Raw genomic sequence first — 26,389 nt, 5'->3', positions numbered from 1 at the left:
CCGAGGGCCCGCCCGGCGCGCGGCGTCAGTTCAGCCGGAGCAGCCGCCCCACGATCCGGAACAGCCCCCGCGACGCGGCGCTGATGCGGCTGCCCACCACCTCGATGTCGCCGTCCTCGCGGATGCGGACCGCGCCACGGCCCGAGCGCAGGAGCAGCTCCTGCTCGCCCTCGATCGTGATCGTCTCCGCCTTGAGGTGGAGCGCCTTCGGCCGCTGCGTCGCGAGCGCCCCGACGATGAGCGGCAGCGCGCCGTCGCAGAGCTCGACGAGCACGGCGTCGCCGCGGGCGCGCGCGTCGGCGATCACCTCGGGGTCGACCTCGGGCGCGACCTCGGCCTCGATGGGCCCGTCCACGCCCCGCACGAGGATCTGCGCCGCCCGGCCGGCGATCGAGGCGACACGCGCGGTCCGCATCGCGGCGCCGAGCGGCTGCGCCTGCCGCGCCGGGAGCGGCGCCGCCGCCGGCGCGGCGGGCTCGGCCAGCACGTCGTCCAGGGTCACGCGCGGGGCGTCGGACGCCTCCTCGGCCCCGGCGTCGGCCTCCAGCTCCTCCACCGCGGGCGGCGCGCCGGCCTGCGCGGAACCACCGTCGAAAGGAGCCGCCATCAGACCTCCGAGACCTTCTTCGGGAGCTGGATCTTCGGGGCCAGGAAGGCCACGAGCGGCGAGGTGATCGTGACGCCCCCGCCGTCGATCACCACCTCGCTGGCGCCGCACTTGAAGACGATGGCCCCCTTCGCCTCCACCTTGTGGAACGCCCCGATGAACGTCGCAGGCCCCACGGCCTGCACGACGTGCGACCCCTTGAGCTTGTCGACGACCGCGCCGCCCACCATCGCGGTGCGCGAGCCCGTGACCGTCTCGCTCTCGCCCGCGCTGCTGAGCACGACAAGCCCCGTCGCCTTCTCGTTCTTCGAGCCGGTGACGGTCTCCGAATAGCTGCCGAACGCGACCTGCACCGTCGCCGCGCCGACGTCGATCGTCTTCTTGCCGGTCACGTTGTTGTCGATGGCCTGGACCGCGCCGAGGACCTTCATCGACCCGACGTCCTCCTTGTGCGTGCCCGCGACCTTCGCTGTCGAGTGCCCGGGCCCCTTCTCGCGGTCGGTCGCGTCGACGCCGTCGACGTTGCCCTCCGGCCCGGCGGCGTTCGCCATCGACTGGCCGCCGCCGCCGCCCGAGTCCATGCCGAGCGCGGAGGCGAGCGCCTCCGGCTGGACGAAGATCCCGCCGGCGAGCGCGTTGTGCGCCGCGTTCGAGGCGATCGCCGCGAGCATGTTCGGAGGGCCGCCAGCACCACCGCCGCCGCCAGCACCGCCGCCGCCGCCAGCGCCAGCGCCACCGCGACCTCCCCCGCCCATCGAGGCGGCGAGCTGGCTCGCGCCGGGGATGCCCGACGCGCCCGCGATCATCCCGGGCATGCGGCTCATGTCGCCGCCGGCGACGGCCCCCATCGCGCCGGCGACCCCCTGCACCTGCTGCGTGAGCCCGTTGATCGGCGCCATCACCTGGTTGATCGCGCCGTCGACCTGCCCCTGGATCGCCGAGATCGCGTTGTTCGCCATCACGCTCGCGAACTGCACGGCCGCCTGCGCGGCGAGCGCGAGCATCGCCTCGAGCGGGTTGCCGTCCATCTCGAACTGGTTCCCGCCCACCGTGGTCGTCGCGTTGCCCTTCACCGTGAGCGCCGACACCGCGTTCACCTCGAGGGTGCGGTTGCCGCCCACGCTGATCGTCTGATCGGCGCCCACCGTGTTCGACGAGCCCTTCGTGATCTTCGTCGTCTGGTTGCCGCCGACCTCGAGCGACGCGTTGTTCCCGATCACCGTGGTCTCGTTGTTGCCGATGTTCTTCTTGGCGTTGTTCGCGGCGGCCGTCTTCATGTCGTGCTGGGCGTGCATCATGATCTCCTCGGCGCCCGCCTTGTCCTCGAAGCGGACCTCGTTGGTGCCGCCGCCGCCCGGCGTGCTCGCGGTCCGGATCGCCGTGCGCGTCTTGCCCTCGGGCAGCGCGTACGGCGGCATGAAGACGCCGTTGTAGAGGCGGCCCGTGACGATCGGGCGGTCCGGGTTCCCCTCGAGGAACTCGACGATCACCTCCCAGTCGATGCGGGGGAGCATCATCGAGCCCGAGGTCTGGAGCTGCGCGACGCGCATCCAGCACGAGGCCTTGTCGTCGACAGCGTCGCTCCGGTCCCAGTGGAACTTGACCTTGCACCGGCCGTGCTCGTCGGTGTGGATCGCCTCGGGCTGCGAGCCGGCCGGCGCCACCACCGTCGCTGTCTGCGGCCCCTCGATGACAGGGATCGGGGTGATGCGCCGCGGCCGGTACTTCACGTCGGCGGGCACGAGGCGCGCACGCGCCCTGGAGCGCGGCGCGGCGCCCTCGCCGTCCTCCTCGTGGACGAAGGTGTGCGTCACCGAGAACAGGAAGTACTCGCCGTCGAGCTCACCGGCGTCCGTGATCGTGAGCTTGTGGCCGACCGCGAGGCGCGGGCACACGGCGTCGATGTCGATCGTGCGCCGCTCGACCTGCTCCTCCTCCAGCCGGATCTTCGCGAGCCGCTCGCCCTCGCTCGGCTCGAAGTAGCCGCCCGGGTAGTCGTACCGCTCGAGCTCGGTCCGCTCGCTCGACGCCGCGGTCACCGTGAGGTCGAGCTTCGGTCGCTTGAAGTCGAAGTCGCGGAGGACGAACTTGCCGGAGCGCACCCGCTCCTGCTCGCGGATCGCGTAGATCGCGTCGCGCTCGTCGGCCGCGCTCAGGCCGGTGCGCCGACGGAACGGCAGCGCGGGATCGCCGGAGATCGGCCCGGCGACGGTGCTGTCGTCGTCGAAGACGAGGAGCTCCCCCTCGGCGTCCACCTCGACGAAGCTGTAGATGCCCTCGTGCTCCATGAGCCGCGAGATGAACGCGAGCGCGCTCTCCTGGTACTGCACGCAGTACTCGCGCTTCGGACAGTCGCCGCTGAGCCGCCACTCGACCCGGGAGACCCCGTGCTCCTCGAGGACCTGCGCGACGATCTCCTTGGCGCTCATCTCCTGGAAGATGCGGGAGTCGACGCTGCGCGCGAGCAGCGCGAGCGAGGAGACGACGCGCACCGCGTAGCGCGCGCCGAGGATATCCATGCCGAGCTCGGTCGAGCCGATCGAGGTCGCGGCCTCCACCATCCCGGCGATGAGGCGCGGCTCCTCGCCCGACGCGCCGAAGGAGAGCACCGCCCCCTTCCCGATCATCGCGTCGAGCTCCTGGTACGTGTAGAGGACGACCTCGACGTCGAGCACGAGCGGCCTGCCCGCCTCGTGGATCGACTCGAAGCGGAGCACCCGGGCCGCCGGGACATCCTCGATCGTGAAGTGCGCTACGGTCTGGCGTGCCACGTTCGCCTCCTGCTCCTCAGTTGTCGAGTACCAGCGCGGCTGTGTCCGCGACGTCGCCGTCGAGCTTCGCGGACAGGCCGAGGATCGCGACGCTCGCGGGCGTCAGCGAGACGATCGACGCGCCCATGACGAGCGTGAGCGCGCCGGTCGCCTCGAAGACGACGTTGTTCGCCTTGACGATGTGCGCGCCGCCGGCGAGCTCGGTGTAGGCGCCGAGCGAGCTCTCCACGCGATCGCCGTTGGCGACGTTGACGATCGCGCCGCCGACCTTCACGTTCATCGATCCGCCGACCTCGACGCCGCGCCCGGACTTGACCGCGATCACCTTCGCGCCGGTGGCCGTCTCGCTCCGGTCGCCCTGGACCGTCACCGTGCGGTGCCCCAGCGCGAGCTCGACCAGCGCCGCGCCGACCTCGTGCTTGAAGCCGGCCAGGGTCGCGTCCGTGACCGAGCCGACAACGAGATCGATCTGGTTGCCGGAGACGGTGAGCGCGCTGTCGCCGGTGACGTCGCGCTTGTGATCGCCGCCGACCTTCATGTCGCGGTTGCCGCCGATCGCGAGCGTGTGGTCGCCGCCGATGTCGTCCACGTGGAAGGTCTCGATCTTCATCGCCTGGTTGCCGGAGACCGAGATCTTCTGGTTGGCGCCGACGCTGCTCGTCATGCTGTTCGTGACGTTCGTCGACTGATCCGCGCCGATCTTCTTCGCGTGGTTGTTGCCGATCGACTCGGTCGCGTTGTTCTTCACCTCGGTGGACATGTCCTTCGAGGCGTTGATGAACATCTCCTCGGCGCCCTTCGCGTCCGACATCCTGAGCTCGTTGGAGCTGCCCCCGCCCGGCGTCGTCGCTGTCTGGAGGGAGCTCTTGCCGGCCTCCTTCGGCAGCGCGTAGGGAGGCGGCGTGAGCGCGTTGTACATGCGGCCCAGCACGAAGGGCCGGTCGGCGTCGCCCTCGAGGTGGCGCACCGTGACCTCCCAGCCGACGCGCGGCAGCAGCATCGAGCCCCCGGTCGGCACCTGGCTCGTGCGGATCCAGCGGCTCGACGTGTCGTCCTTCTTTCCGGAGCGATCCCAGTGGAAGGAGACCTTCACCTGGCCGCTCGCGTCCGTGTGGATCTCCTGCCCCGAGGGCCCGGTCGTGATCGCCGTCTGCGCGCCCGGGACGACCTGCTCGCGGGCGCGCCGCGGCGGCCTGTAGCGCGTCGTCCCGGTGGGCACGCCCCAGAACTCGCAGGCCATGCGGAGGTCGCGCGCGCCGTCGCCGTCGCCCGCGCCCGCGCGGCCCGCGATCTCGAAGTTCCGCGGGCGGCTGCCGGCGATGCGCGAGCGGACCACGAGGTACTCCTGGTTGAGCGGGTCGTACGGGTGGCCCTCCACCGAGAAGCGCCGGCCCGGGAGCAGCGCGAGCGAGCCGCTCTCGCCGCGCACGACGTCGCGCCCGGCCTGCACCGCGTCGAGCAGCACCTTCGCGAGCCGCTCCGCCGCGCTCACGTCGGCTGTGCGCGCGGGGTACTCGTAGATCTCGAGCTCGTGCGACCCGGGATCGCTCCCCTCGGCCGACGCCTCCAGCTTGAGCGAGGGCTTCTCGGGGTTGTAATCGCGGACGAACACCTTGTCGCTCCGCACCGAGACCTCCCGGGAGAGGCGGACGACGCGATCCGCGAAGCCGTCGACGCCGAAGTCCTGGAAGAACGGGAGCGTCGTCGCGCCCTCGATGTCCTCGAGGCCGGTCGGCGAGTCGCTGAAGACGAGCACGTCCTGATCGTTCTTCACGTGGATCGCGAAGTAGATCCCCTCCTCGGCGAGGAGGCGGTGGATGAAATCGAGGTCCCGCTCCCGGTACTGGACGGTGTAGACGCGCGCCGGGTGGGGCTCGGCCAGGCGCCAGTCCTGCTGGCCCGCGGGCACGCCCGCGCCCTCGAGCACCTCCTTCACGATGTCGACAGCGCTCTTCTCCTGGAAGATCCGGCAGTCGGCGCGCTGCCCGAGGTTCCAGAGCGCCGGCGCGACCTCGATCCGCAGCGTGGGCACGTCGTCGCTGTCGGGCAGGAGCTCGGCGACAACGATGGTGCCCGCGAAGGCGCGGGTCTGCGTGTCGTCGCTGCGCGTGAGCGTGAACACCGCGCGCTTGTCGAGGACGTCCTTCGGCCGCGGCAGCGCCGCCTCGTCGTCGAGCAGGTCGCACTCGAGGCGGGTGAGCTCCGAGAGCTGCTCGGTGAGCTCGAAGCGCAGCACCCGGTAGACCTTGCCCTCCACGCTGACGGAGGGGATCGCGAGGATATGATGTTCAGCCACTCTTCACCTCACTGGCGCCCGCGGACCTCACGATCCGAGCTTCATCGACGCGCCCATCTTGACGACGAGGGCGCCCTTCACCGCGATCTTGGTCCCCTTGATCACGACGGGTCCGCCGCCGAGCTTGAGCTCGCTGCCGCCGCCCTTGAACGAGCCGACGGCGCCGAGGAGCGTGATGAGCGGCGCCTGGACGACCAGATCGCCGTTCAGCTTCTGGTAATGGAGGCCGCCCACCAGGTTGGTGACGCCCGTCGCCACCTGAGAGATCGAGCCCTTGGTCAGGTGGAGCTCGGCCGCGAGGGAGGTCTGGTCCTTGTTGGCGGAGATCTGCTCTCCGTGGCTGCCGTTGATGATCTGCGCCTTCACGGCGCCGACCGTCTCCGCCATCCCGCCGAGGACGTTATCGTTGATCGAGGCGAGGCTGCCGGCGATCTGCACCGCGCCGACCTTGCGGCTCATGTCGCCGGTGATCGACTGCTCGATGCCGTTCGATATCGTGATCTGATTCCCGCTCACCGTATACGAGCGGTTGCCGGTGACCTTCTCGACGTGATTGCTGATCGCGTTGGTCGTGTCGTTGCCGCCGATCGAGATGCTCTGGTTGCCCGTGATCTTGTGGGAGAGCACCGCGCCGACGTCGAGCGATTGGTTCCCGGCCACGGTGATCGACTCGTCGACCTTGACCGAGCGGGAGCCGTTCACGCTGATGTGGTTCTCCTCGTTGACCGCGACCTCATCGACCTTGTCGTTCCTGACGGTGACGTTGAGGTCCTTCTGGGCGTGGACGCCGAAGCCCTGGCTCCCGGAGCTGTCGGACATGCCGACCTCGTTATGGCCGCCGGCGCCCGGCGACGACATGCTCTTGAGAGAGCCGGACGCCTTGGCGGCGGGGAGCGATTGCGGCGGCGTCTTCTCCGCGTTGTAGGTGCGCCCGAGGGCGAGCGGCCGGTCCGGGTCGCCGTCGAGGAAGGCGACGGAGACCTCCCAGCCGACGCGGGGGAGGATCATCGAGCCGCCCATCGCGAGCTGCGAGACGCGCAGCCAGCAGCTCGCTGTGTGGTCCTGCTGGCCCTGCCGGTCCCAGAAGAAGCGCACCTTGATGCGGCCGTAGTTGTCGACGTGGATCGCCTGCTCCTGGGTGCTCGACCCCGTGACGACCGCCGTCTGGATGCCGCGGATGCGCGGCCGGCGCGCGCGGCGCTCGGCCGCGAAGGGCGCGCCCTTGGGGATGCCGCGGAAGTGGTTCTCGACGTCGTAGTTCGTCTCTCCCCCGGTGAGCGTCTGGTTGCCGCGCGAGACCAGCCGGGTGACAACGAACTCGCCGTTGAGGCACGGCTCGGCGGCGCCCTCGACGAGGAACGGCTCGCCCACCTTGAGGCCCGCCGCGCGGCTCTCGCCCTCGCACACGTCGGCGTCGGCGGAGAGCTCGCGCATGCGGGCGTCGGCGCGGCGCGCGCCCACGCTCCCCTTGGTGAAGCCGCCGGGGTACTCGAAATAGGGCAGCTCGATGGCCTCCTTGCGGGGCAGCGCGGACTCCGGCTTCACGGCGGGCTTCTCGAAATCGTGGTCCCGCAGGTGCACGCTGCTCGTGCGCAGGGCGCGCGTCCTCGTGAGCTTCGCGAGCGGCTGGCTGCCGGGGAGGCCGCCCTGCGCCATGCGGAAGATCACCGGCGTCCCCTCCTCGACCTCGAACGAGGAGGGATCGTCGGTGATGATCATCGTGTGTCCGGAGACCTCGTGCCGGAAGTAGTAGAAGAGGCCGTTGTCCTCGAGCAGGCGTGAGACGAAGTTGAGGTGCGACTCGCGGTACTGGACGATGAACTCCCGCGCCTCGTATTCCTTCGCGTTTCGCCACTCGACCTTGTCGCCGAAGCCCGCCTCCTCGAAGACGGTCTGCACCACCTGGACGATGCTCTTCTCCTGGAAGATGCGGCACCCCTCGCGGTGCGCGAGCGCCGCGAGCGCCGGCCGCAGGCGGACGTCGAACTGGCGCCCTTCGCCCGCGACGCGGGCGAAGCCGGCGCGGTCGACGACGCCGTCGAACAGCCGCTGCGCGCCGGAGGTGTCGATGACCCGCAGGCAAAGGCGGCTGCGCAGGCAATCCTCGACCCGGAAGGCGGTGTCCAGCGTCGAGAAGCGCACGTCGACCGCGTACGGGGTGGAGACCCCCTCGACGGCCTCGAATCGGGTGACGGCGATGTCCGCGGGGAGGTTGTCGCCCTCGAGGGAGAAGGTGGCGAAGGTGGCGGCCATTCGGGGCATGGTAGGCGATCGGCGGGCGGCGCCAAGCCCCGCGGACGCGGCGGAAACGGCATGGCAGCGGAATTTCGACGGGCGTGGGAGCCGAATTTTGCGGAGCTCACGGCGGGCGACGGAATGCTGCGCGTGCCCGCGCCACCGTCGGAATGGCGCCGCAATCGCCGCCGGAGCGCGGCAGGGGGCTCGCCGTACCGGCGTCAGCCCGGCGCGACGACGACCATGGCCGCGCGCTCCCCGCCGTCGCTGCCGGCGAGGGAGACGGCGCAGGGGTGCGGCGCGAAGCCGCGCGTGAACGCCTCGGACGCGATGCTGAGGTGCAGCGGCATGGCGGCGGCGCCGAGGTGGCCTATCCGCTGCGCGGGGCTCTCCACCTGCTGCGGATCGCAGAAGAGCTGCTGCGTGCGCACCGAGGCGGCCTGGAGCTCGAAATGGCGGAAGGTCTCGAAGGTGAGATCGGTGAGCATCCAGCCGGCGCGCAGCCCGCGGTCGGACAGGGGCGCGAGCGCTGTGCGGAGCGCGGCGGTGAGGCCCGAGGCCTGGAACGCCGACTCGTCGTTGTCCGGGCGGGCCCGCTCGTGCGCGGTGGCGAGGCCGACGATCTGCCCCTGGTCGCGGAGCTGGGCGCGGCGCGCGACGTCGGGGCGCATGAGGACCACGAAGGCCGCGCACTCGCCGGGGATCAGCGCGTCGAGGTTGTCCGGCCGGAAGATCCGGCCCGCGGCGTCGAGCGCGGCGATGCGCGCGGGATCGTAGTCGGTGTGCACGCCGCCGAGCAGCGCCGCGTCGATCGCGCCGCGGGCGAGCGCGTCGCACAGCTCCGGCAGCAGGAACCCCGGACCGGCCGGGCCGCGCGTGGCGACCTTGACCGAGATCCCGGGCGCGGGCGCCTCCGCGCGCGCGGCGAGCTCGGCGGCGAGCCGCTGCGCCGGGACCTCGCCCCCGGGCTGCCGCTGCCCGAGGTGCTCGTCCAGGCACAGGGCCATCTGCATCCGCAGCCCGCGCGCGGCGGGGCCGAGCTTCTCGAGCGCCTCGCCGAGCGCGCGGGCCCCGAGCAGGGCGGCGCGCGACGCGCCGGTGGCGAGCGGATCGAGCGTGGGGAGAAAGCACATCGTGACCGGCTCCCCCTTCGCGTCGAGGAGCGGCGCCTCGCGCATCGCGGCCGCGGCGGCGCGGTGCGAGAAGGCGGTGTCGATCGACCGCAGCCCGACGGGCGTGACCGCGCCCGCGGCGACCAGGACGGCGAGGGGCCTCACGCGCGCCCCCGCTCGCGCACGACGACGCGCGCGTCCTTCATCCGCCGGGGCGCCTTGACGTGCGCGCGCCAGACCATCTCCACGGCCACCGGCTTCTGCGGGCCGGTGGCGTAGAGGTCGACGAGCACCGTGTCGAGGTGGGGCGCGAACGCGGCCGGCGGGCGATCCTTCACCTGGAACTCGATCTCCACCTGCACCCTCGGGAGCTCGAAGCTGAGCGCCCCGTCGGGCGTGAGGTTGAGCACCCGCACCGGCTCGCCGCCCGCGAGCGGCGGATCCGCGATCAGGCCGGGCGAGGCGCACAGGTTGTAGCGGTGGTCGAAGTCCTCGGGCAGGAGCGGCGCGCGGAGCTCCTGCCACGTCCGATCGTACGTCCCCGCGTACCTGCGGCGCGGCTCCCAGTGCCGGCCGATGGGCCCGATCCCGGCGGGCGGCGGCGCGGACTTCGCGGTCCGGATCGGGAATGACGGGTCCTCGATGTTCGGCGCCGGCTGGTGGGTGAGCGAGGCGGGGGCGCGCGTGACGCCCATGCCGATCGGGTTGCGCGGCTCCTCGAGGATCGCCGCGGGATCCTCGTCGTCCATGCCGCCCCAGGCGTGGTCGTAGCGCATGTCGATCTCCTCGATCGGCCCCGGCGCGGTGAGCGCGGCGCCCTTGTCCACCCAGAGCCGCCTGCCGAACACGACAAGCGACTTCTTGAGCGGGCCGACCTCGACGCGCACGTCGAACGAGGGCGCCGGCTTGCCGCTCGGCGCATACGCCCTGGCCACGAAGATCACGTCGGTGGCCGGCTTGAACAGGCAGATGTCGGCCGGGTAGGCGACGCTCTCGGGCTTCTCCTTTTCCCACGGCAGGTCGGCGAACCGGATCGCGCGCGTGCGCTCGGGCGGCGCGAGCTCGAAGCCGCCGTCCTCCTGGAGCTCGAAGCTCGCCTTCACGATCGTGACCAGCTTCTCGCCGTCCCGATCGACGAGGAGCTGCGGGTGCGCGGCGAAATCCGTCTTGTTGTCGAGCGGCGGCTGGTCCATCGCGGGCGCATTATCGACAAGATCGGGGGAGATGTCTCTCCGGCCGGCGCGATCACGACGCCCGCGCCATGTCCGCGGCGTAGGCGTCGAGGCCGTGGCCGCGCAGCACCGCCTCGACGAGCGCGATCGGCTCGGCGCAGGCGGGGTCGCCGTCCGCGCCCGCCTCGGCGCAGATCAGCGGCAGCGCCCGGGCCACGACGAGCCGCGCCGCGCGATCGCGCAGCGCGAGCGAGAGCGGCAGCGCGCCGAGCAGGCGGTGGCCGTGGAGCGCCGCGCGCAGGTAGAAGCGCTCGCGATCAGGGGCGCGCGGGGGCGACAGGAGCAGCGCGGCGAGCAGGTCGGGGTCGGCCAGGGCGAAGGTCGCGGCGGCGATCCACTGCGTGGCCCTCCGGGCGAGGTCCCGCTCGCTCCGCCAGGCGGCGTCCCCGCGCGCCCGCCGCGCGGCCCGCCGGTGGAGCGCGGCGAGCCAGGGCCCGAGCGCCGATGGATCCAGCGGGTCGGGCCGCTCGAAGCGCGCGACGGCGTCGCCCGTGAGGCCCTCGGCCTCGACGGCGGCGGCGAGCGAGAAGAGGCCCGCGGCGACGTCGGGCGGCGGCGTCGCCGCGGCGAGGCGGCGCGACCACGCGACGAGCTCGGCCCGGGGGGCGGCCGCGCCGGGCGCCACCTCGGCGCTGTCAGGGAGCGCCGCGACGTCGAGGCGCTCGTCGAGATCGCCCCGCGCGCGCAGCCGCGGGTCGACGAGCGGCGCGCCGCCGGGGCGGCCCACGCTGGCCAGCACGCAGGCGCACTCCACGGAGACCGAGATCCGGATCGACTCGCCGTCGTCGATGAAGCTGGCCGGGAACGTGCGGCACCCGAGCGGCTTCGCCTCGGGCCCGCCGGCCGCGTGGAGCGAGCAGCGCGCCGCGCCGCCCTCGCCCTCCAGGTAGGCGCACCGGCCGTCCCGCATCGCGACCACGGACGCCGCGCACGGCCACGTCCCGCGGTCCGGCGTGAAGGCGCGCTCGTGCCGCGCGCCGCCGCTCAGCACCTCGGGCCGCAGCGCCCGCGCCCGCGCGGCCTCCTCGGGATCGAAGAGGATCGAGGCGTAGATGCGGCAGCAGCTCCCGCTGCCGTCGCAGTGCAGGCTGAAGTCGGGGAGCACCTCGAGCGGGCGCTCGCGGGGGTCGCGCGCCGGCAGCGCGGGGGCCGCGAGCGCCGCGGACGCCGAGGGCGCCGCGTCCTCGCCGGCGTCCTCGGCCCCGAGCAGGCCCGCGGCGTGGAGCTGCGCGAAGAAGGCCTGCGCCGCGGGCACGCGCGCGGGCGCGCCCTCGCGGGCGGCCGCGATCACGATGCCCTCGACGTCGCGGGTGCCGTCGGCCGCGGAGAGCAGGCCCCACTCGCGCGGGCCGAGCTGGAGCAGCTCGCCGGTGCGGAGGTCGTGCAGGATGATGCGCTCCTCCTCGCCGACCAGGTGGCGCCGCGCGAGCACGTGGGCGGCGAGGCGGGGGCGCGCCGGCAGCGCGTTCGGGCTCACCCGCACACGCTATCCGACGGCCGCGACCGGGCGCCATCGAATCGACGCGCTCCGGCCGTGCCCCGCCCGCGCCCCGCCTGCCGCGGGTGCGGCGGCCGCGACGCCGCGCTCAGCGCCGCGACGGCGCGCTCAGCGCACGCACTTCACCCACGCTTCCGTGAAGTAGTTCCACTTGCCGCTGGCGCCGGCGTTGAACCCGGTGAAGCCATCGTCGAAATTCAGCGCCCACGCCGCCGGAGCGCTCCTCGCGGCCTCGTGCGAGCCCCAGTACCAGTCGTTGCTGCGGGCGCCGTACTGCGTGTCGGGGAACATCGCCCGGTTGATCGACGGCGCCACCTGCGCTTCGTCGACCAGGGTCGCCAGCTCCCGGATGCTCGGCAAGCGCCAGGCGCGATCGTTGAGGCCGAGCGTCTCGCAATAGCCCGCCGCGTCGGCCCAGCGCAACGTCGTCGGCGAATAGCCCTGCTGCCAGATCAGCCCGGTGTAGTTATCCATCACCTCTCCGGGCGACACGACGGTGTACTGATCGGGCGGCGCCACGGCCGGGCTGCTCGGCGCCTCCCCCTCGCCATTGCCTCGCACGCAGCGCAGGCTCGCCGCCGTCGCCTTGGAGTAGGCGTTGCTGACGATCCCGTCGCTCATGTTGAACGCCCAGGCATAGTCGCGGCCGGCCCCGGCGCCGGCCTGCCGGATCGTGAGGATCCAGTCGGACGACGTCTTGTGAAAGCCCCCCCGCGCGCCCGGGAATGCGGCCGTGTCGATGGCCGGGCTCCGGGTGAAGTCCACGATCGACGTCATCTCGATGCGCGTGGGAAGGCGCCAGTCGGAGTGCCCGCCGAGCGTCAGGTCCTCGCAATAGCGGATCGCCTGGTCCCATGTGTACGCCTCGGAAGGAGGGCTCTGCTGCCATTCGAGGCACGTGACATTGTCGCGCACAACGCCCCCTCCGACATCGGTGGTGCTCGCCGGGTTGGGCAGGCCGCTGCCCGCGGGGTTCGGCATCGGCCAGCACGCCCATTTGTGCGTGCCGCAGGCGGCGGCCCGGCTGCAGGTGTCGGGCGCTCCGGCGCCGCCGCTTCCGGCGCCTCCCTCTCCGGGCGATCCACCGTCGCCCGTCGCGCCGCCGCTCGAGGCGGTCCCCGCGCCGCCGGCCCCGCCGCTGCCGGTGGTCCCGGTGCTCCCCGCGTCGCCGGCCCCGGCGCCCGTCCCGGGGGCTCCCCCTGTCGCGAGCGCGCCGCCCGTCCCCGACGCGGCGCTCTCGGTGATCGCGTCGCCACGATCGCCCGCATCCACGCTCCCGCCGGTGTCCCCCGCGGTGGAGCAGGCCGCTGCCGCGAGCGCCAGGCCGAGCGCCATTCCCCTGCGGGCGCACGCGGCCGTGGTGGACGTCGCCAGGGTCGCGCGAAGGACCCACCGATTGCTTCGATTCACAGGCACCTCCATCAAGTCAAGCTGGTGCCGCGTCGCCGAGGCTTGTGGATCATGAGAGAGAATGAACCACAGAGGCACAGAGGGCACAGAGGGAAGAAAAGAGAGAGAGAAAAATTCTCTATCCTCTGTGCCCTCTGTGCCCTCTGTGGTTCAAATTCTTCCCCATCACGGTATCAGGCACAAACATCGGGGGCGCGGCAAGGGCACACAAGATAAACCAATTCGAACCGCATCAACCTATCACACGATGCGCAACGAACGTCAATGTGCGCACCGGAAGAAGGATTCATTTCGCAATGTCATCGATCGCGCCTCAACAGCTCTGCGCTGCGCGGGGTCGCAGAACTGGCGCGCTTTCCGCAGGCGCACCGACCCGGCGTTGTCGACAGGACGAGCGCGCGTTCTCGTGCGCCGCCAATTCTTTGACCAGCCGACAAAGCGCGGGCGGATCGAGCTCCTGGTGATTGGGAACGAGGGGATCGAGCAACCTGGTCAAGAACGGTAGGAATCTCTCGCGCCTCGCGCCCTCCGGGCCCCCTTTCGCTCGCTCCGTCCCGGCGCCATGAAGCGCGCATGTCGTTGTCCACCAAGAAGACGTCTATCGGCGGCTCCAGCAACAGCAGGCCGAAGAACAAGAACAAGCGGCATCACTGGAAGCGCTACCGCGGCCAGGGCAAGTCACATCACGGCTAATCGCTCCGGCGAGCGCAGCCGGCCGCACGCCCGACGAGCGCGGCGGCCGCGGCGACGCCGCGCGCGCGCAGCGTCGCCCGGGGGAGGCGCGCGTCCATCGGCGGGGACACGAACGCCTCCAGCCAGGCGTCGGCCGGGGGGCGCGCCAGCACGCCGCCGAGGTCGAACAGCGCGAGATCCGGGACCCCGGCGGCCACCGCGACAGCGACGTCCTCGCGCAGCTCGTCGGGCGACCGGTAGACCGGCTCGTCGCCGAGCGCGCCCGTGCCGACCGCGCCGAGCGAGACGCCCGCCCTCGATCCGAAACGCCGCACCGCGGCGCGGCACCCCGAGGCGAGCAGCGCGACAGCGTCCGCCCGGCCGAGCGCGCCCCGCGAGTAGCCCTCCAGCAGCGACGTGTAGAGCATCGCGCCGACGCGCCCCCACGGCGGCGCCGATACGGGCGTCCCGAGGAGGCGCTCCCAGCCGCGCGACGGCCCGTCGGCCAGGACGAGCGGCACGATCGCCGCCGACGTCGCCACACCGCGCGCGTGCAGCGCCGCGGCCACCCCGGCATAGGCGCGCTCCGCGTCGCGCCACAGCGGGCCCACGCCCGCTCCAGCGCGGCCGCCGCAAAGCAGCTCGAGCGCGCCGCGGCCGCCCGCGAGCGCCCGGCGCACGTGCTCGATCGGCGGCTCGAGATCGAACACGACCTCCGCCGCGGCGAGGCCGCGAGCGTCGAGCACCTCGAGCAGCCGCGCGACGAACGCGCCGAACGCCGCCGCGTTGCCCGCGCTCGCCCAGCGCCCGGCCTCGTCCTCGATCATCGGCCACACAGCGACCGCCACCCCGGCGTCCGCGCACGCCGCCGCGAGATCCGGCAGCCCGGCCGCCGTCTCCGGCCGCACGGCGACCGAGAGCTCCAGGCCGTGGCGCCGCAGCAGCGCGAGCGTCCGCGGGGCGCGCACCACCTCGAGCGGCAAGAGCTCGCTCCAGATCCGCCGCCGATTCCTTCCGGAGCCCGGGTCGCCCCCGCTACACTCGCGCGTCATGAAGATCCTCTATGGCGTCGTCGGCGAAGGGATGGGGCACGCCATGCGCTCGCGCGTCGTGATCGAACACCTGCTCGCGCAGGGGCACGAGCTCGAGATCATGGCGTCGGGCCGGGCGACCGACTTCCTGTCGAAGCGCTTCGCGGGGGTGAACCGCATCCACGGGCTCCACATGATCTACGAGGAGAACCGGGTCCGGCGCGGCAAGACGCTCTGGTCCAACGTGCTCTCCGGCGCGACGGGCATTCCGAGGAACATCGCCGCGTACTTCGAGCTCATCAAGGACTTTCGCCCCGAGCTCACCGTCAGCGACTTCGAGTCGTGGACGTACCTCTACGCCAAGCTCCACCGGCTGCCGATCGTCTCGGTCGACAACATGCAGATCATCAACCGGTGCACGCACGGCCCGGAGATCCTCGCCGGCCACGAGGCCGACTTCCAGATCACGCGCGCGTTCGTGAAGAGCAAGCTGCCGTTCTGCAAACACTACGTCATCGCCACGTTCTTCCGCCCCCCGGTCCGCAAGCAGGACACCACGCTGGTGCCGCCGATCCTCCGCCCCGAGATCATCACGGCGAACCGCCGCCGCGGGGAGCACCTGCTCGTCTACCAGACCGCCGAGGGGAACGACGCGCTCTCGGAGACGCTCGCCAGGACCGGGCTCGAGTGCCGCATCTACGGGATGCGCCGGGACATCCAGGAGGAGCAGGTCGAGGGGAACCTGCGCTACCGCCCCTTCAGCGAGGCGGGCTTCATCGACGATCTCGCCTCGTGCCGCGCCGTCATCGCCGGCGGCGGGTTCACGCTGATGGGCGAGGCCGTCTACCTGCGCAAGCCGATGCTCGCCGTCCCCCTCGGGCGGCAGTTCGAGCAGGTGCTCAACGCCCGCTACCTCGAGCGCGAGGGGTTCGGCCGCGCCGCCGGCTCGCTGGACGACCCGGCGGTCATCCTGGATTTCGTGAAGGCCATCCCCGCCTGCGAGGAGAAGCTCGCGGGCTACTCCCAGGACGGCAACCGGCAGCTCTTCGAGGTGATGGACGGCCTGCTCGATCGCGCGGCCGCCGGCGTGCTCTGAGCCTGGCGCGCTACCGCGCGTTGCGGGTCTTCGCGCCCTGGCGCTGGCTCCACGACGCGGCCGCTGTCTCCTCGATCCGGATGAGCACGGCGGTGATGTTGTCGCGGCCACCGTTCTCGTTGGCGCAGTCGATGAGCTTGCAGCACGCGTCGGCGAGCACGGCGTTGTCCTCGATGATGCGCGCGATCTCGCCATCGTCGACGAGCCCGTGCAGGCCGTCGGAGCAGAGGAGGAAGACGTCGCCGGGCTCGACGCGCTCGGCGCGCAGGTCGACGTCGACGCTGGGGCCGATGCCGAGCGCGCGCGTGATCACGTTGCGGGGCAGGTACGCGAGGTCGCTCTCGGTGAGATCGGGCCGCTCGAGCAGCGCGTCCGCGATGAGCGAGTGATCCCGGGTGAGCTGCGCGAACCCGCCCCGGCGCAGCAGGTAGCAGCGGCTGTCGCCCGCGTGCGCGACGTAGAACTTCCGCTCGCGCGGCGCGAACGCCGCGGCGACGACCGTGGTGCCCATCCCGCGGTAGAACCGGGAATCGTCGGCGTGCGCGAAGATGCGTGCGTTCGCGTACGTCACGGCGGCGCGCAGCCGGTCGCCGGTGGACGCCTTGCGGCGCTTGCCGTTCGCCTCGCGAAAGTAGCCCGCGATGGCGCTCGCGGCGATCCGGCTCGCGACCTCGCCGGCCTCGTGGCCGCCCATGCCATCCGCCACGACGTAGACGTTGAACTCGGGGAGCAGGATGTATCGGTCCTCGTTGTGGACCCGCTCCCTGCCGACGTCCGATAGCCCTGCCGCGATGGCGCGCATTCGCCCCGAGTCTAGACGACGCTTGGCCCCCCAGGGAACTGGGTTAATCTCCCCCGCCATGCCCGACCTGGCGATCGACAACCCCTATACCCTCGAAGAAGCCGCCCGCCGGCCCCTCGCCGATGAGACTGAGGTCGACCGGCTCCTCGACGCCGCGACCGCCGCCGCGCGGAGCTTCGCGCGCACCCCGCTCGCCGAGCGCGCCGCCCTGTGCCTGCGCGCTGTCGAGCGCATCGAGGCCAGCGCGCCGTCGATCGCCGCCGACATCACCCGGATGATGGGCAAGCCGCTGCGCCAATCCCGCAATGAAATTGCGGGCATGGCCAAGCGAGCTCGGCACATGATCTCGATCGCCGAGGCCTCGCTCGCCGACGTGGTCCTCCCCGAGCAGCAGGGGACGGAGCGGCGCATCGTGCGCGCCCCGCTCGGTGTGGTCTTCAACCTCCCTGCCTGGAACTATCCGCTCCTCACCGCGGTGAACGTGGTCATCCCCGCGGTGCTCTCGGGCAATGTGGTGCTGCTGAAGCATTCGCCCCGCTCGCCGCTCTGCGGGGAGCACTTCGCGACGGCGTTCGCCGAGGCCGGCGCGCCCCCCGGCGTTGTGCAGGCCTTCCACTGCGACCACCCCACGTCCGAGCGCATCGCCTCGGACCCGCGCGTCAACTACGTCGGATTCACCGGTTCCGTCGAAGGCGGACGCAGGATCTACGCGGCGACGTCGAAGAAGGTCGCTGTCGACGCCGGCCTGGAGCTCGGCGGCAAGGACGGCGCGTACGTCGCGGCGGACGCGGACCTCGAGAAGGCGGTGGACGGGATCGTCGACGGCGCCTGCTACAACGCAGGACAGAGCTGCTGCGCTGTCGAGCGAGCGTATGTCCACCGCGATCTCTATCCCGCCTTCGTGGAAGCCGCGCTCGAGCTGATGAAGCGTTACGTCCTCGGCGACCCCACGGACGAGCGCACCAACCTGGGGCCGATGGCGCAGCCGCACGCGCCGGCGTTCCTGGAGGCGCAGGTGAAGCAGGCGCTCTCGCGGGGGGCGCGGGCGCTCTGCGGCGGGCGGGCGACGCAGGTCGACGGGCGCGGCCGCTTCTTCGAGCCGACGCTCCTCGTCGACACGGCGCCCGATCTCGACGTGATGCGCATCGAGTCGTTCGGGCCGGTGCTGCCGATCGTGCCCGTCTCGTCCGACGAGGAGGCGCTCGCGCTGATGAACGACAGCGATCTCGGGCTCACCGCGTCGATCTGGACGCGCGACAGGGAGCGCGCGGCGCGGCTCGCGGCCGAGCTCGAGGTCGGCACGGTCTTCATGAACCAGTGCGACACGCTGGATCCCGCGCTCCCGTGGACGGGCACGAAGAACACCGGCAAGGGCGCGACGCTCTCGGCGCTCGGGTTCCTCCACCTGACCCGGCCGAAGTCGATCAACTTCAAGCTCGGCTGACGGGATGGAAACGGAGAGAAGAGGACCGCAAGGGCGCAAGAGACGAAGGAGAGAAGGGGAAGAGATCGATGGAGAGGAAAGGCGCCGTCGCGCCGGAGCTCCTTCCCCTCCCCTCCTCTCTTCTCTCCCTGACGCCTTCGCGGTCCTCTTCTTCTCCTCAGTCCGACCGGCTCGCCCCGGGAGGCGCCTGCGCGAGCCCCTCGCCGAGCACGTCGAGGACGGCCGCGGTGAGCTCCATGGCGCCCTCGCGCGGCAGGTGGCCGTCGAGGAACATGCGCGCCAGCCCGTAGGCAAGCGCCCGGCCGGCGACCTCCGTGACGATGGGGTCTGTGGGGCGCAGCTCGCCGCGCGCCCGCGCCTCCTCGAGCATCGCCTGCAGCCGCGATCGCGCCTCGTCCTCGGCGGCCAGGAGCTCGCGCGCGCCCTCCGGGTCGGCGCGGAAGGCAGGGCCGTTCAGGAGCTCGAAGAGCGCGGGGTGCTCCAGGGCGAAGCGGACCGAGGCGAGCCCGAGCGCCCGGAAGCGCAGCAGCGGGGACGAAGCGGCCGCGATCTCCGCCGCCGAGGCGAGCTCGAACCGCTCGATGCCGGCGAGGGCGACCGCGCGGAGGAAGTCCTCGCGCGAGGGGAAGTGGCGGAAGGGCGCCGCCGGAGACACGCCGGCCCGCCGCGCGGCCTCCCGCAGCCGGACCGCCTCGACGCCGCCCTCCTCCAGGAGCGCCAGCCCCGCGTCCACGAGGGCGCGCTTGAGGTCCCCATGATGGTAGCCGCGCGCCGGGCGCCTCGAGGACGCCCGCCGGGCTGGCGACTTCCTGGGGGTCGCCGCCTCCGCAGGCGGATCCTCGGCGCGCTTTCGACCCGGAGGCATGCCGCGCTTTCCCGGCGACAGGCGGCGGCGTCAAGGGAAAGACCGGCGATCCGCCGCGATCCGCCGCGATCCGCGGGGTTCCGGGCGCCGCGCGCGGCGCGACGAGGATCCGGCTTGCGCGAATGTGATCGATGATTACACAGGCGGAGAGCAAATGTGATCACCGATCACATCGGCCGCCCGGAGGTCCCCATGTCCATCGCCCTGTCTGCCACCGTCCCCGACGCCGCCCTCGAGGCCGCCTTCGCCGGCGCGCGCGGCGCCTCCCCGGAGGCTGCGCGCGCGGAGCGCGGGTTCGATCACCTGACCGACATCGAGGCCGAGTACGGCTTCACGCCGCTCTCCGTCGAGGGAGCGCTGCCCGAAGGGCTCGAGGGCACGCTCTTTCGCGTGGGCCCTGCCCGCGCCACCCTGTTCGGCGTCGCCGTGGCGCACCCGTTCGAGGCGGACGGGGGCGTGCTCGCCGTGCGGATGGTGGGCGGACGGGCAGAGGGCGCGCACCGACTGGTGCGCAGCCAAGGCCTCCTGCAGGAGCTCGCGGCCGGCCGGCGCCTCCACGGCTCGACGCTGCCGTGGCCCACGCGCCTGCTCCGCGCGCTGAGGGGCAGCAAGGGCAAGAACGTCGCGAACACGAGCCCCTTCGTGGCCGGCGGGCGCCTGTTCGCGCTGATGGAGGCGGGCAGGCCGACGGAGCTCGATCCCGCGACCCTCGACACGCTGGGCGAGAGCGATCTCGGCGGCGTCGTCGGCCCCACCTTCTCGGCGCACCCGCGCCGGGTGGCCGCCCGGAAGACCAGCTACAACTTCGGCGTCCGCTACGGGCGCAGGCCGCACCTCGACCTCTACGCGGTCGACGACGAGGGCCGCGCGCGGGCGCTCGGCGCGGTGCCGCTGCAGGCGCCGGTGATGCTCCACGACTTCTGCGCGACCCGGAGGCACCTCGTGTTCTTCGTCTCGCCCGCTGTCATCCGGACAGCGCGCGCGCTCCTGCAGTGGGGGAGCTTCGACTCCTGGGTGCGCTTCGAGCCGCGCCGTGGCACCGAGGTGATCGTCGTCGACATCGACGACGTCTCCCGCGTGCGCCGCTTCAGCGTCGAGCCGTTCTTCCAGTGGCACTTCGCGAACGCCCACGACGACGGCGAAGACCTCGTCGTCGACCTCGTCCGCTACCCGGGGCTCGACACGCTCGGCGTCATCGGCAAGGACCCGGACAGGCCCGAGAGCGCGTCGATCGAGGGCGGCGTGCTCGTGCGCCACCGCGTGCGCGCGGCGCGCGAGCAGCTCGTCGCGGAGGATCTCGGCGGCGTCATGGGCGAGTTCCCGCGCTGCGACCCGCGGGTCGAGGGGGACCGGCACGGCGTTGTCTTCCTCGCCACGGCGAGGCAGGACGAGGACCGGCACGGCAACGGCATCGCCCGCGTCGAGCTCGGCACGGGCGCTGTCACCCGGGCGCAGCTCGCGCCGCACGAGCTGCCCTCGGAGCCTGTGTTCGTGCCGCGCTCGCCCGGCGCGGCCGAGGGAGACGGCCACGTGCTCGCCCTGATCACCGACGTGAAGGCCAGGAAGAGCGCCGTCCACGTCTGGGACGCGGCGCACCTCGACGACGCGCCGCTGGCGCGGATGCTCCTGCCCCACGCCTCGCCGCAGACGTTTCACGGGACGTTCCTGCCGCGGGAGCGCTGAAGGACGGAGGCCGCGCTACGTCGCCGGCGCCTCCACCTCGATCCGCTTCCTCGCGACCGGCCGCGGCGCGACGTCGTTCAGGACCACGCCGAGGATGCGGCGCTCGCCGAGCTGCTCGGCGGCCCGCGTGAGCGAGGACGCGCGCGTCATCGAGGCGCGCGCGACAAGGAGGATGCCGTCGGAGGCGTCCTCGATGACGTTGGCGTCGCCCGAGCCGAGGACCGGCGGGCCGTCGATCACCACGTAGTCGTAGTAGCGCCGGAGCGTGCGCAGCGCGGCCTCGAAGTGGACCGAGTGGAGCGCCTCGGGGTAGCCCGCCTCGATCGACGGCTCCGCGAGCACCGAGAGCGACGGGCTGACGGCGACGACGCCGAGCGGGCGGACCTGACCCGCCATGCGCCGCCGGAGCTGCCCCGAGAAGCCCGCGTGCGCGGGCAGGCGCAGGCCGAGGAGCGCCGCGACCCGGGGGCGCGCGAGGTGGCCCTCGACGAGCAGGACGCGCGCGCGCTCGGCCTCGGCCAGCGTCATCGCGAGCCGGGTCGCGAGCGCCGTCTTGCCCTCGGCCCGGCCGGGGCTCACCACAGCGACGGCGAGCGGCTCGCCCCCGCGCCGCTGATCGAGCCGGTGCCGGAGGACCCGGAGCGCCGCGAGCGCCGCCGCGGGCGTGCCGCGGAGCAGCTCGAAGACGCCGTACCCCTCGGGGTCGACGTCGGCGCCGAGGATCTCCACCTCGGGCTCGCCGAACGCGGCGCTGGGCGCGTACGAGAGGGGGCGCGCGCCCACGCAGGCGAGCGCGGGCGCGCTCCAGGACGACTCGGGGAGGACGTCGGCGCCGTCGAGATCGAGGTGGTCGGGGAGCGCGTCTTCCGGGGCGAGATCGGGCGAGGCCGCGTCCGGATCCGGGGGCGCGTGGGGCGGCTCCGTGATGTGCGGGGGCGCGATGGACGGCCCGTCGGCGTATCCGGGCGCGCTCGACGGCTCGGGGCCGTACGCGGAGACGATCGCGCGCTCGCGGAGCGGGGGGCGCGCCGGGAGCTCCGGCATCGCGGCCAGCAGGGCGGGGCCGCCGAGCGCGTGGATGTCGCCGCCGTCGTAGAGCGTGTCGTTGAGCAGCACGCGGGCCCCGGCGACGCCGAGCGCGAAGAAGAACGTCACCGCGGCGCCCGCGAAGAGGACGCGGCCCCGCCCGCGATCGGGGCGGCTCGGCAGGTAGGCCGGGTCGAGGATGTCGAGCTCGGTCTCGCTCTTGTCCTCGGCGGCGTCCGCGGACAGGTTCGCGGCGCGCTCGTTGGCCTGCACCGTCTTCAGGTACTCGCGCGCCCGCTCGAGATCGAGGCGGAGCCGGTGCCACTCGGTCTCGAGCTCGATGACGCGCTCCTCGGCGCCCTGGTCGGGCTCACCCGACCCGCGCAGGGCCTCGCCGCCCGACGCGCTCCCCACCGGCGCGCGCGCGGCGCGCCGGGCCTCGCCGCCGACGTCCGCCCTGCCGCCGCCGGCGCGCGCGCGCAGGCCCCCGATCTGCCGGAGCAGCGCGCTCCGCTCCGCCTCGAGCGCCGCGCGCCGCGGCGGCGTGAGCGCGCGCGCCTCGTCGCGCGACACCTCGGTGAGGCCCGCGCGCACGAGGCCGAGCGCGCTCTCGGCGGCCGCGAGCTGGCCCTTGGCCGCCTCGACGCGGCGCTTCGCGGCGATGGCGTCCGGGTGGAGCGGGGTCACTGTCGTGAGCTTCTCGGCGAGCGCCGCCTCGGCCGACGCGACCGCCGTGGCCGCCGCGTCGCGGGCCCGCTGCGCCTCGACGACGCTGTGGGGCAACGGCTGCCCCGACGCCGCCGACGGCGACCGCCCGGCCCCGAGCAGCGCGTCGACCCGGGCGAGCTGCCTCTCGAGCGCGGCGAGCTGCGGATCGGCGGGGCGAGCGGGCTGCGCTGGCGCGACCCGCCCAGCGGCCGGCGCGGGGGCGCCGGGCGGGCCGAGCGTCTGGGGCGCGGGCGCGTACGGGGAGTCGTTGAGACCCCACTGGAACTGCGGATTCCTTGCGAGGAACGTCGCGAGCGCGCGGCTCGCCTCCTCGACCTTGGCGCTCGCGTCGCCGAGCTCCTCCCGGAGGAAGTCGCGGGTCATCGTCGCCGCGCCGACGCTGGCGCGGCGGTAGTCCTCGATCAGGATCTGCGTGAGGCGGGCGGCGACCTGCTGCGCGACGTGCGGGTCGTCGTGGGTGAAGGAGATCACGTACGTATCGCTGCTCTGCGCGCGGAAGCCGACGTGGTCCTTCATCTCCTCGACGGCCTCGACCATCGAGCGGGCGGTCTTCTCCGGGTAGAGCCCGAATTCCTCGATGACGTCGGCGAGCGTCCCGCGCGCGGTGAGCGTGTCCTTGAGCTTCGGCCCGAGGCGCGCCGCGCGCGCGGCGCTGCTCTGGGGGTCGCGGCCGGTCTGGATCGTCTCGCGGTAGAGGAGGGTGGCCTCGCTCCGCCACACCCGCTTCGTCGTGAGCGCCAGGGCGAGCGAGATCGAGAGCCCGACAGCGATCATCGCGGCCACCCCGCGCCAGTACATCCGGACGCGGCCGAGGACGCTGATCGCGCGATCCAGGCGCTCGCGGGGTGTGCTCTCCGTGCTCAGGCTGGACATGATGTTCCTCGCCGCGTGGGCAGCGCGTCCGCCGCCGCGCGGCGCAGGGCGCGCGCGGCGGAGTTTCGCGCCCTCACGGCAAGTCGCGTGCTCGCGGGCGCGTCACCTGGGGACGCACTCACGTCGAGGAGACGGGGAGAGGCGATTCAGGGAGGCGAGGAGGACGAGCGCCGTGGACGTTGCGCATGCTGGGAGCGCGAGTTCCTTCGCGGACACGCGTCTGGGGACAGGCGATCATCGGGCCCTCCGTTCAACAGGGCCATGCTGTTCCAGTTCTGGGGCCCAGTTCCGGACTCGCCACGAGCGCGGCCGGTCCCCTCATCGTGCGTTGCAGGGCCGCCCCGGAGAGCGTGAAGCCGGCGCCGCTTGGCGCCGCCGCTGAACGGCAGTATCGCCGGGCAGACGCATGACCAATCCCCTTCCCTTGTCCCTGCTGCTCGTTCTTTCATCGGTCGGATGGCTGGCGAGCTGCAGCGACGGCGAGCCCGCCTCGCCGCCCGGCGACTCGACATCGAGCGGGGGTGCCGCCGTCGGCGGCGGCCAGGGCGCGGGAGGGGCGGCCACCGAGGCCGCCGGCGCGAGCGGCAGCAGCACCGGCGGCGTCGCCGCGGGGGGCGCGGGCAGCACGGGAAGCGGTGGGGTCACCGCGACGAGCTCGACGACCGGCGCCGGCGGCACGGGAGCTGTCGCGCCCGGGATCGTCAAGCGCGGCGAGGGGAAGCTCGCGGAGTCGGGGCTCACCGTGGTGTCCTATGGCGGCTACGTGAACGGCGAGTCGTTCCAGCAGGACGCGATCGTGTCCTTCAACGGCTACCAGTACACGGCCTTCTGGAACAGGAATCGCAACGTCGTCCTCGCGCGCCGCAAGCTGCCGGCCAGCCCGGGCGGGGCCGCCGGATCCTGGGAGAAGTTCGACTTCACCGACCACCGGCTGAGCGCCGACGACGCCCACAACACGATCTCTCTCGGCGTCGCGCCCGGCGACGGCACGCTGCACGTCGCGTTCGATCACCACGGCAGCACGCTGCATTACCGCCGCTCGGTCACGGGTCTCTTGACCGACCCGGAGGGCGCCGCCTGGGCCGCCGCGAGCTTCAGCGCCGTCTCGGGCGCGCTGGTCGGCTCGAACACCGTGCGGCTCGTCACCTACCCTCGGTTCGTCACCGAGCCGGGCGGGAACAAGCTGCTCTTCAGCGCCCGGATCGGCGAGAGCGGCAGCGGCGACGAGCACCTGTGGGAGTACGACGCCGCGACCCACGCCTGGACCTCGCTCGGCGAGTACATCGAGGGCACGGACGCCAGCATGAACGCCTACCTGCACGGCCTGGCGTACACGCGCGGCGGCTCGCGGCTGCACGCGGCGTGGTGCTGGCGAGACACGCCCGACGCGACGACGAACCACGACCTCCTGTACGTGTACAGCGACGATCACGGGCGCACCTGGACGAACAACGCGGGTGAGAAGGTCGCGACGACGGGCGCATCCTTCGTGACCCGGAGCACGACGGGGCTCTCCGTGTGGCCGATCGGCCAGAACCGGGGGCTCATCAACCAGGAGCACATGGCGGTCGACGCGAGCGGCCGGGTCCACGTGCTGCTCTCGCACCTGCCCGACGGGGAGGCCGACAACGCCAACTTCACGAGCGCCCGGTCGCGCAGCGAGTTCTTCCATTACGTGCGCGACACCGACGGGACGTGGGCGCGCCATGGGCTCGGCCTGCGGGTCATCGAGAACTTCCGGGGCAAGCTCGCGATCTCCTCCACCGAGAACGTCTACGCGATCCTCCCGGATCTGCGCATCGCCGGCGCATCGCCGAGCGACGGCTACGCGACGTGGACGCTCCTCGACGACACCGACGCGGGGCGGTTCTTCTCCGATCCGTTGATCGACGCCGCCCGGCTCGAGACATCGGACGAGCTCACTGTGTACTATCCCGAGCGGAGCTCCGTGAACATCTGGGGGCTGGAGTACGCGCTCCGGTGAGCCGCGCGAAGAGCGCGCCTGGGTGGCCCACGGTGGCCAGAGGGGCGCAGGGGGGTCAGCGGTCGAGCGTGCGCTCCCACCTCTGTAGATAGGCCTCGGCGGAGTTGTAGAGCGCTGTCGACGCCGCTTCGCCGCCGCGCGGGCCGGCCTGGGGGCCCAGCCCGTTCGTATCGGCGCGCGAGCCTCGACCCGGGTCGGGTCCGCGCCTTGACAGGAGCATGTCGAGAGCTATCGTCTAGATATATCTTTTAGACTATCGGATCGGGCGCCGCGGGCTGCCCGGATCCGCAGGGCCGGGGCGGTCCGCCCACGCGCGCGGCAACTGCGTGCTCGCCGACGTGGCGGTCCGCCGCCGAGCAAGAGAAGGAGCTCACCTATGTTCTGGGGATGTGACCACCACCACCATGGCCACCACCATCACGCCGGCCCGCGAGGGCCGAGGGGTGGTCCGTTCGGGAGAGGTCGGGCCGGCCTCGGCGGCGGGCCGCCCGGCTGGTGGGGCGACTGGTTCGGAGGACCGCCGCTCCGGGCCGACCGCGGCGGCGTGCGCTACCTCGTCCTCGACGTTCTCGCCGAGCGAGCGCGCCACGGCTACGAGGTCATCCAGGCCATCGAACAGCGCAGCGGCGACGCCTACAGGCCGAGCCCCGGCGTCATCTATCCGACGCTGCAGATGCTCGAGGAGCTCGGGCACGCGCGCGTCAACGAGGCCGACGGGCGCAAGGTCTACGAGATCACCGACGCCGGGCGCGAGGACCTCAAGGCGAACCGCGAGTACGTCGACGAGTTCTACGAGCGCTTCGCCGAGACCTCGTGGGAGCGCTTCGCCGAGGACTTCGGCGACGTCATGAAGCGCGTCGGCTCGCTCATGAAGCTGCTGCGCCACGCCATGCGCCGCGGGCGCCTCACGCCGGCCGTGCTCGCGCGCACCGTGAAGATCCTCGACAAGGCCGCCGCCGACATCGAGGAGCTGCTCGACGAAGATCCGGAGAAGCGCGCCGGCCGGCGGCCTTGATCACGCGC

The 26,389-nt window shown here is 72.7% G+C and carries 17 protein-coding genes; 5 read left to right on the top strand and 12 right to left on the bottom strand.

Features of this window, described 5'->3' with window-relative positions:
• Positions 1 to 25: 25 nt before the first annotated feature.
• The 9 genes from WMF42_RS15090 to WMF42_RS15050 form a co-directional block, all read right to left on the bottom strand.
• Entirely contained in the window at positions 26 to 607 is a 582-nt protein-coding gene (locus WMF42_RS15090) for a hypothetical protein (RefSeq protein WP_061607537.1), read from the bottom strand.
• Positions 607 to 3,378 carry a type VI secretion system Vgr family protein gene (locus WMF42_RS15085; protein WP_061607536.1) on the bottom strand — a complete coding sequence of 924 codons (2,772 nt, stop codon included), beginning with the start codon at positions 3,376 to 3,378 and terminating at the stop codon, positions 607 to 609. Before WMF42_RS15085 ends, WMF42_RS15090 begins: the two co-directional genes overlap by 1 nt.
• Positions 3,379 to 3,394: 16 nt before the next feature.
• Positions 3,395 to 5,674 (bottom strand): type VI secretion system Vgr family protein, encoded by a 2,280-nt coding sequence (locus tag WMF42_RS15080; protein ID WP_437692615.1) that lies wholly within the window; start codon positions 5,672 to 5,674, stop codon positions 3,395 to 3,397.
• A gap of 27 nt (positions 5,675 to 5,701) precedes the next feature.
• Positions 5,702 to 7,927 carry a type VI secretion system Vgr family protein gene (locus tag WMF42_RS15075; RefSeq protein WP_434047491.1) on the bottom strand — a complete coding sequence of 742 codons (2,226 nt, stop codon included), beginning with the start codon at positions 7,925 to 7,927 and terminating at the stop codon, positions 5,702 to 5,704.
• A gap of 203 nt (positions 7,928 to 8,130) precedes the next feature.
• Entirely contained in the window at positions 8,131 to 9,186 is a 1,056-nt protein-coding gene (locus tag WMF42_RS15070; protein WP_437692612.1) for a beta-ketoacyl synthase N-terminal-like domain-containing protein, read from the bottom strand.
• A complete protein-coding gene (locus WMF42_RS15065) occupies positions 9,183 to 10,214 on the bottom strand; it encodes a DUF2169 family type VI secretion system accessory protein (RefSeq protein WP_434047489.1) in 1,032 nt (343 codons plus the stop codon). The genes WMF42_RS15070 and WMF42_RS15065 overlap by 4 nt, the downstream gene beginning before the upstream one ends.
• A gap of 52 nt (positions 10,215 to 10,266) precedes the next feature.
• The gene (locus WMF42_RS15060; RefSeq protein WP_437692610.1) at positions 10,267 to 11,730 is read right to left on the bottom strand and encodes a YkgJ family cysteine cluster protein; all 1,464 of its coding nucleotides are present in this window, start codon (positions 11,728 to 11,730) and stop codon (positions 10,267 to 10,269) included.
• Between the two features lie 129 nt (positions 11,731 to 11,859).
• Entirely contained in the window at positions 11,860 to 13,161 is a 1,302-nt protein-coding gene (locus WMF42_RS15055; RefSeq protein ID WP_437692609.1) for a DUF1566 domain-containing protein, read from the bottom strand.
• 689 nt (positions 13,162 to 13,850) lie between these two features.
• Positions 13,851 to 14,885, bottom strand: a complete 1,035-nt coding sequence (locus tag WMF42_RS15050; protein WP_437692607.1) for a hypothetical protein — start codon at positions 14,883 to 14,885, stop codon at positions 13,851 to 13,853.
• Between WMF42_RS15050 and WMF42_RS15045 the strand changes: the two genes are divergently transcribed.
• Entirely contained in the window at positions 14,884 to 15,960 is a 1,077-nt protein-coding gene (locus WMF42_RS15045) for an MJ1255/VC2487 family glycosyltransferase (RefSeq protein WP_061609364.1), read from the top strand. The two genes, WMF42_RS15050 and WMF42_RS15045, sit on opposite strands and share 2 nt — an antisense overlap.
• Before the next feature lie 10 nt (positions 15,961 to 15,970).
• Here the strand turns inward: WMF42_RS15045 and WMF42_RS15040 are convergent, their stop codons facing one another.
• Positions 15,971 to 16,762: a Stp1/IreP family PP2C-type Ser/Thr phosphatase gene (locus tag WMF42_RS15040; protein ID WP_061609365.1), complete on the bottom strand. Its 792-nt coding sequence runs from the start codon at positions 16,760 to 16,762 to the stop codon at positions 15,971 to 15,973.
• Positions 16,763 to 16,820: 58 nt separating this feature from the next.
• On the opposite strand from WMF42_RS15040, the gene WMF42_RS15035 reads away from it, so the two are divergent.
• A complete protein-coding gene (locus WMF42_RS15035) occupies positions 16,821 to 18,206 on the top strand; it encodes an aldehyde dehydrogenase family protein (RefSeq protein WP_437692604.1) in 1,386 nt (461 codons plus the stop codon).
• 157 nt (positions 18,207 to 18,363) lie between these two features.
• On the opposite strand, the gene WMF42_RS15030 is transcribed toward WMF42_RS15035, so the two are convergent.
• Positions 18,364 to 19,071, bottom strand: coding sequence for a TetR/AcrR family transcriptional regulator (locus tag WMF42_RS15030; protein WP_063815844.1), 708 nt, complete (start codon positions 19,069 to 19,071; stop codon positions 18,364 to 18,366).
• 192 nt (positions 19,072 to 19,263) lie between these two features.
• Here WMF42_RS15030 and WMF42_RS15025 point away from each other — a divergent pair, with 192 nt between their 5' ends.
• Positions 19,264 to 20,754, top strand: coding sequence for a carotenoid oxygenase family protein (locus WMF42_RS15025; protein ID WP_061609368.1), 1,491 nt, complete (start codon positions 19,264 to 19,266; stop codon positions 20,752 to 20,754).
• Positions 20,755 to 20,769: 15 nt separating this feature from the next.
• Here the strand turns inward: WMF42_RS15025 and WMF42_RS15020 are convergent, their stop codons facing one another.
• Positions 20,770 to 23,382, bottom strand: a complete 2,613-nt coding sequence (locus WMF42_RS15020; RefSeq protein ID WP_437692602.1) for a hypothetical protein — start codon at positions 23,380 to 23,382, stop codon at positions 20,770 to 20,772.
• 406 nt (positions 23,383 to 23,788) lie between these two features.
• Here WMF42_RS15020 and WMF42_RS15015 point away from each other — a divergent pair, with 406 nt between their 5' ends.
• Positions 23,789 to 25,366, top strand: a complete 1,578-nt coding sequence (locus WMF42_RS15015; RefSeq protein WP_437692600.1) for a BNR repeat-containing protein — start codon at positions 23,789 to 23,791, stop codon at positions 25,364 to 25,366.
• Positions 25,367 to 25,742: 376 nt separating this feature from the next.
• The gene (locus WMF42_RS15010) at positions 25,743 to 26,381 is read left to right on the top strand and encodes a PadR family transcriptional regulator (protein ID WP_061611532.1); all 639 of its coding nucleotides are present in this window, start codon (positions 25,743 to 25,745) and stop codon (positions 26,379 to 26,381) included.
• Positions 26,382 to 26,389 lie beyond the last annotated feature (8 nt).

It is taken from the genome of Sorangium sp. So ce176 (assembly GCF_051519835.1).
Lineage (GTDB): Bacteria > Myxococcota_A > Polyangia > Polyangiales > Polyangiaceae > Sorangium > Sorangium cellulosum_G.
This window is presented reverse-complemented; position numbering and strand designations above follow the sequence as displayed.

Bases quoted from the DNA above. Each gene is read 5' to 3' on its own strand.
- WMF42_RS15090 (WP_061607537.1), bottom strand. From the start codon at position 607: ATGGCGGCTCCTTTCGACGGTGGTTCCGCGCAGGCCGGCGCGCCGCCC.
- WMF42_RS15075 (WP_434047491.1), bottom strand. From the start codon at position 7,927: ATGGCCGCCACCTTCGCCACCTTCTCCCTCGAGGGCGACAACCTCCCC.
- WMF42_RS15065 (WP_434047489.1), bottom strand. From the start codon at position 10,214: ATGGACCAGCCGCCGCTCGACAACAAGACGGATTTCGCCGCGCACCCG.
- WMF42_RS15045 (WP_061609364.1), top strand. From the start codon at position 14,884: ATGAAGATCCTCTATGGCGTCGTCGGCGAAGGGATGGGGCACGCCATG.
- WMF42_RS15050 (WP_437692607.1), bottom strand. From the start codon at position 14,885: ATGACGCGCGAGTGTAGCGGGGGCGACCCGGGCTCCGGAAGGAATCGG.
- WMF42_RS15040 (WP_061609365.1), bottom strand. From the start codon at position 16,762: ATGCGCGCCATCGCGGCAGGGCTATCGGACGTCGGCAGGGAGCGGGTC.
- WMF42_RS15035 (WP_437692604.1), top strand. From the start codon at position 16,821: ATGCCCGACCTGGCGATCGACAACCCCTATACCCTCGAAGAAGCCGCC.
- WMF42_RS15030 (WP_063815844.1), bottom strand. From the start codon at position 19,071: ATGCCTCCGGGTCGAAAGCGCGCCGAGGATCCGCCTGCGGAGGCGGCG.
- WMF42_RS15025 (WP_061609368.1), top strand. From the start codon at position 19,264: ATGTCCATCGCCCTGTCTGCCACCGTCCCCGACGCCGCCCTCGAGGCC.
- WMF42_RS15020 (WP_437692602.1), bottom strand. From the start codon at position 23,382: ATGTCCAGCCTGAGCACGGAGAGCACACCCCGCGAGCGCCTGGATCGC.
- WMF42_RS15015 (WP_437692600.1), top strand. From the start codon at position 23,789: ATGACCAATCCCCTTCCCTTGTCCCTGCTGCTCGTTCTTTCATCGGTC.
- WMF42_RS15010 (WP_061611532.1), top strand. From the start codon at position 25,743: ATGTTCTGGGGATGTGACCACCACCACCATGGCCACCACCATCACGCC.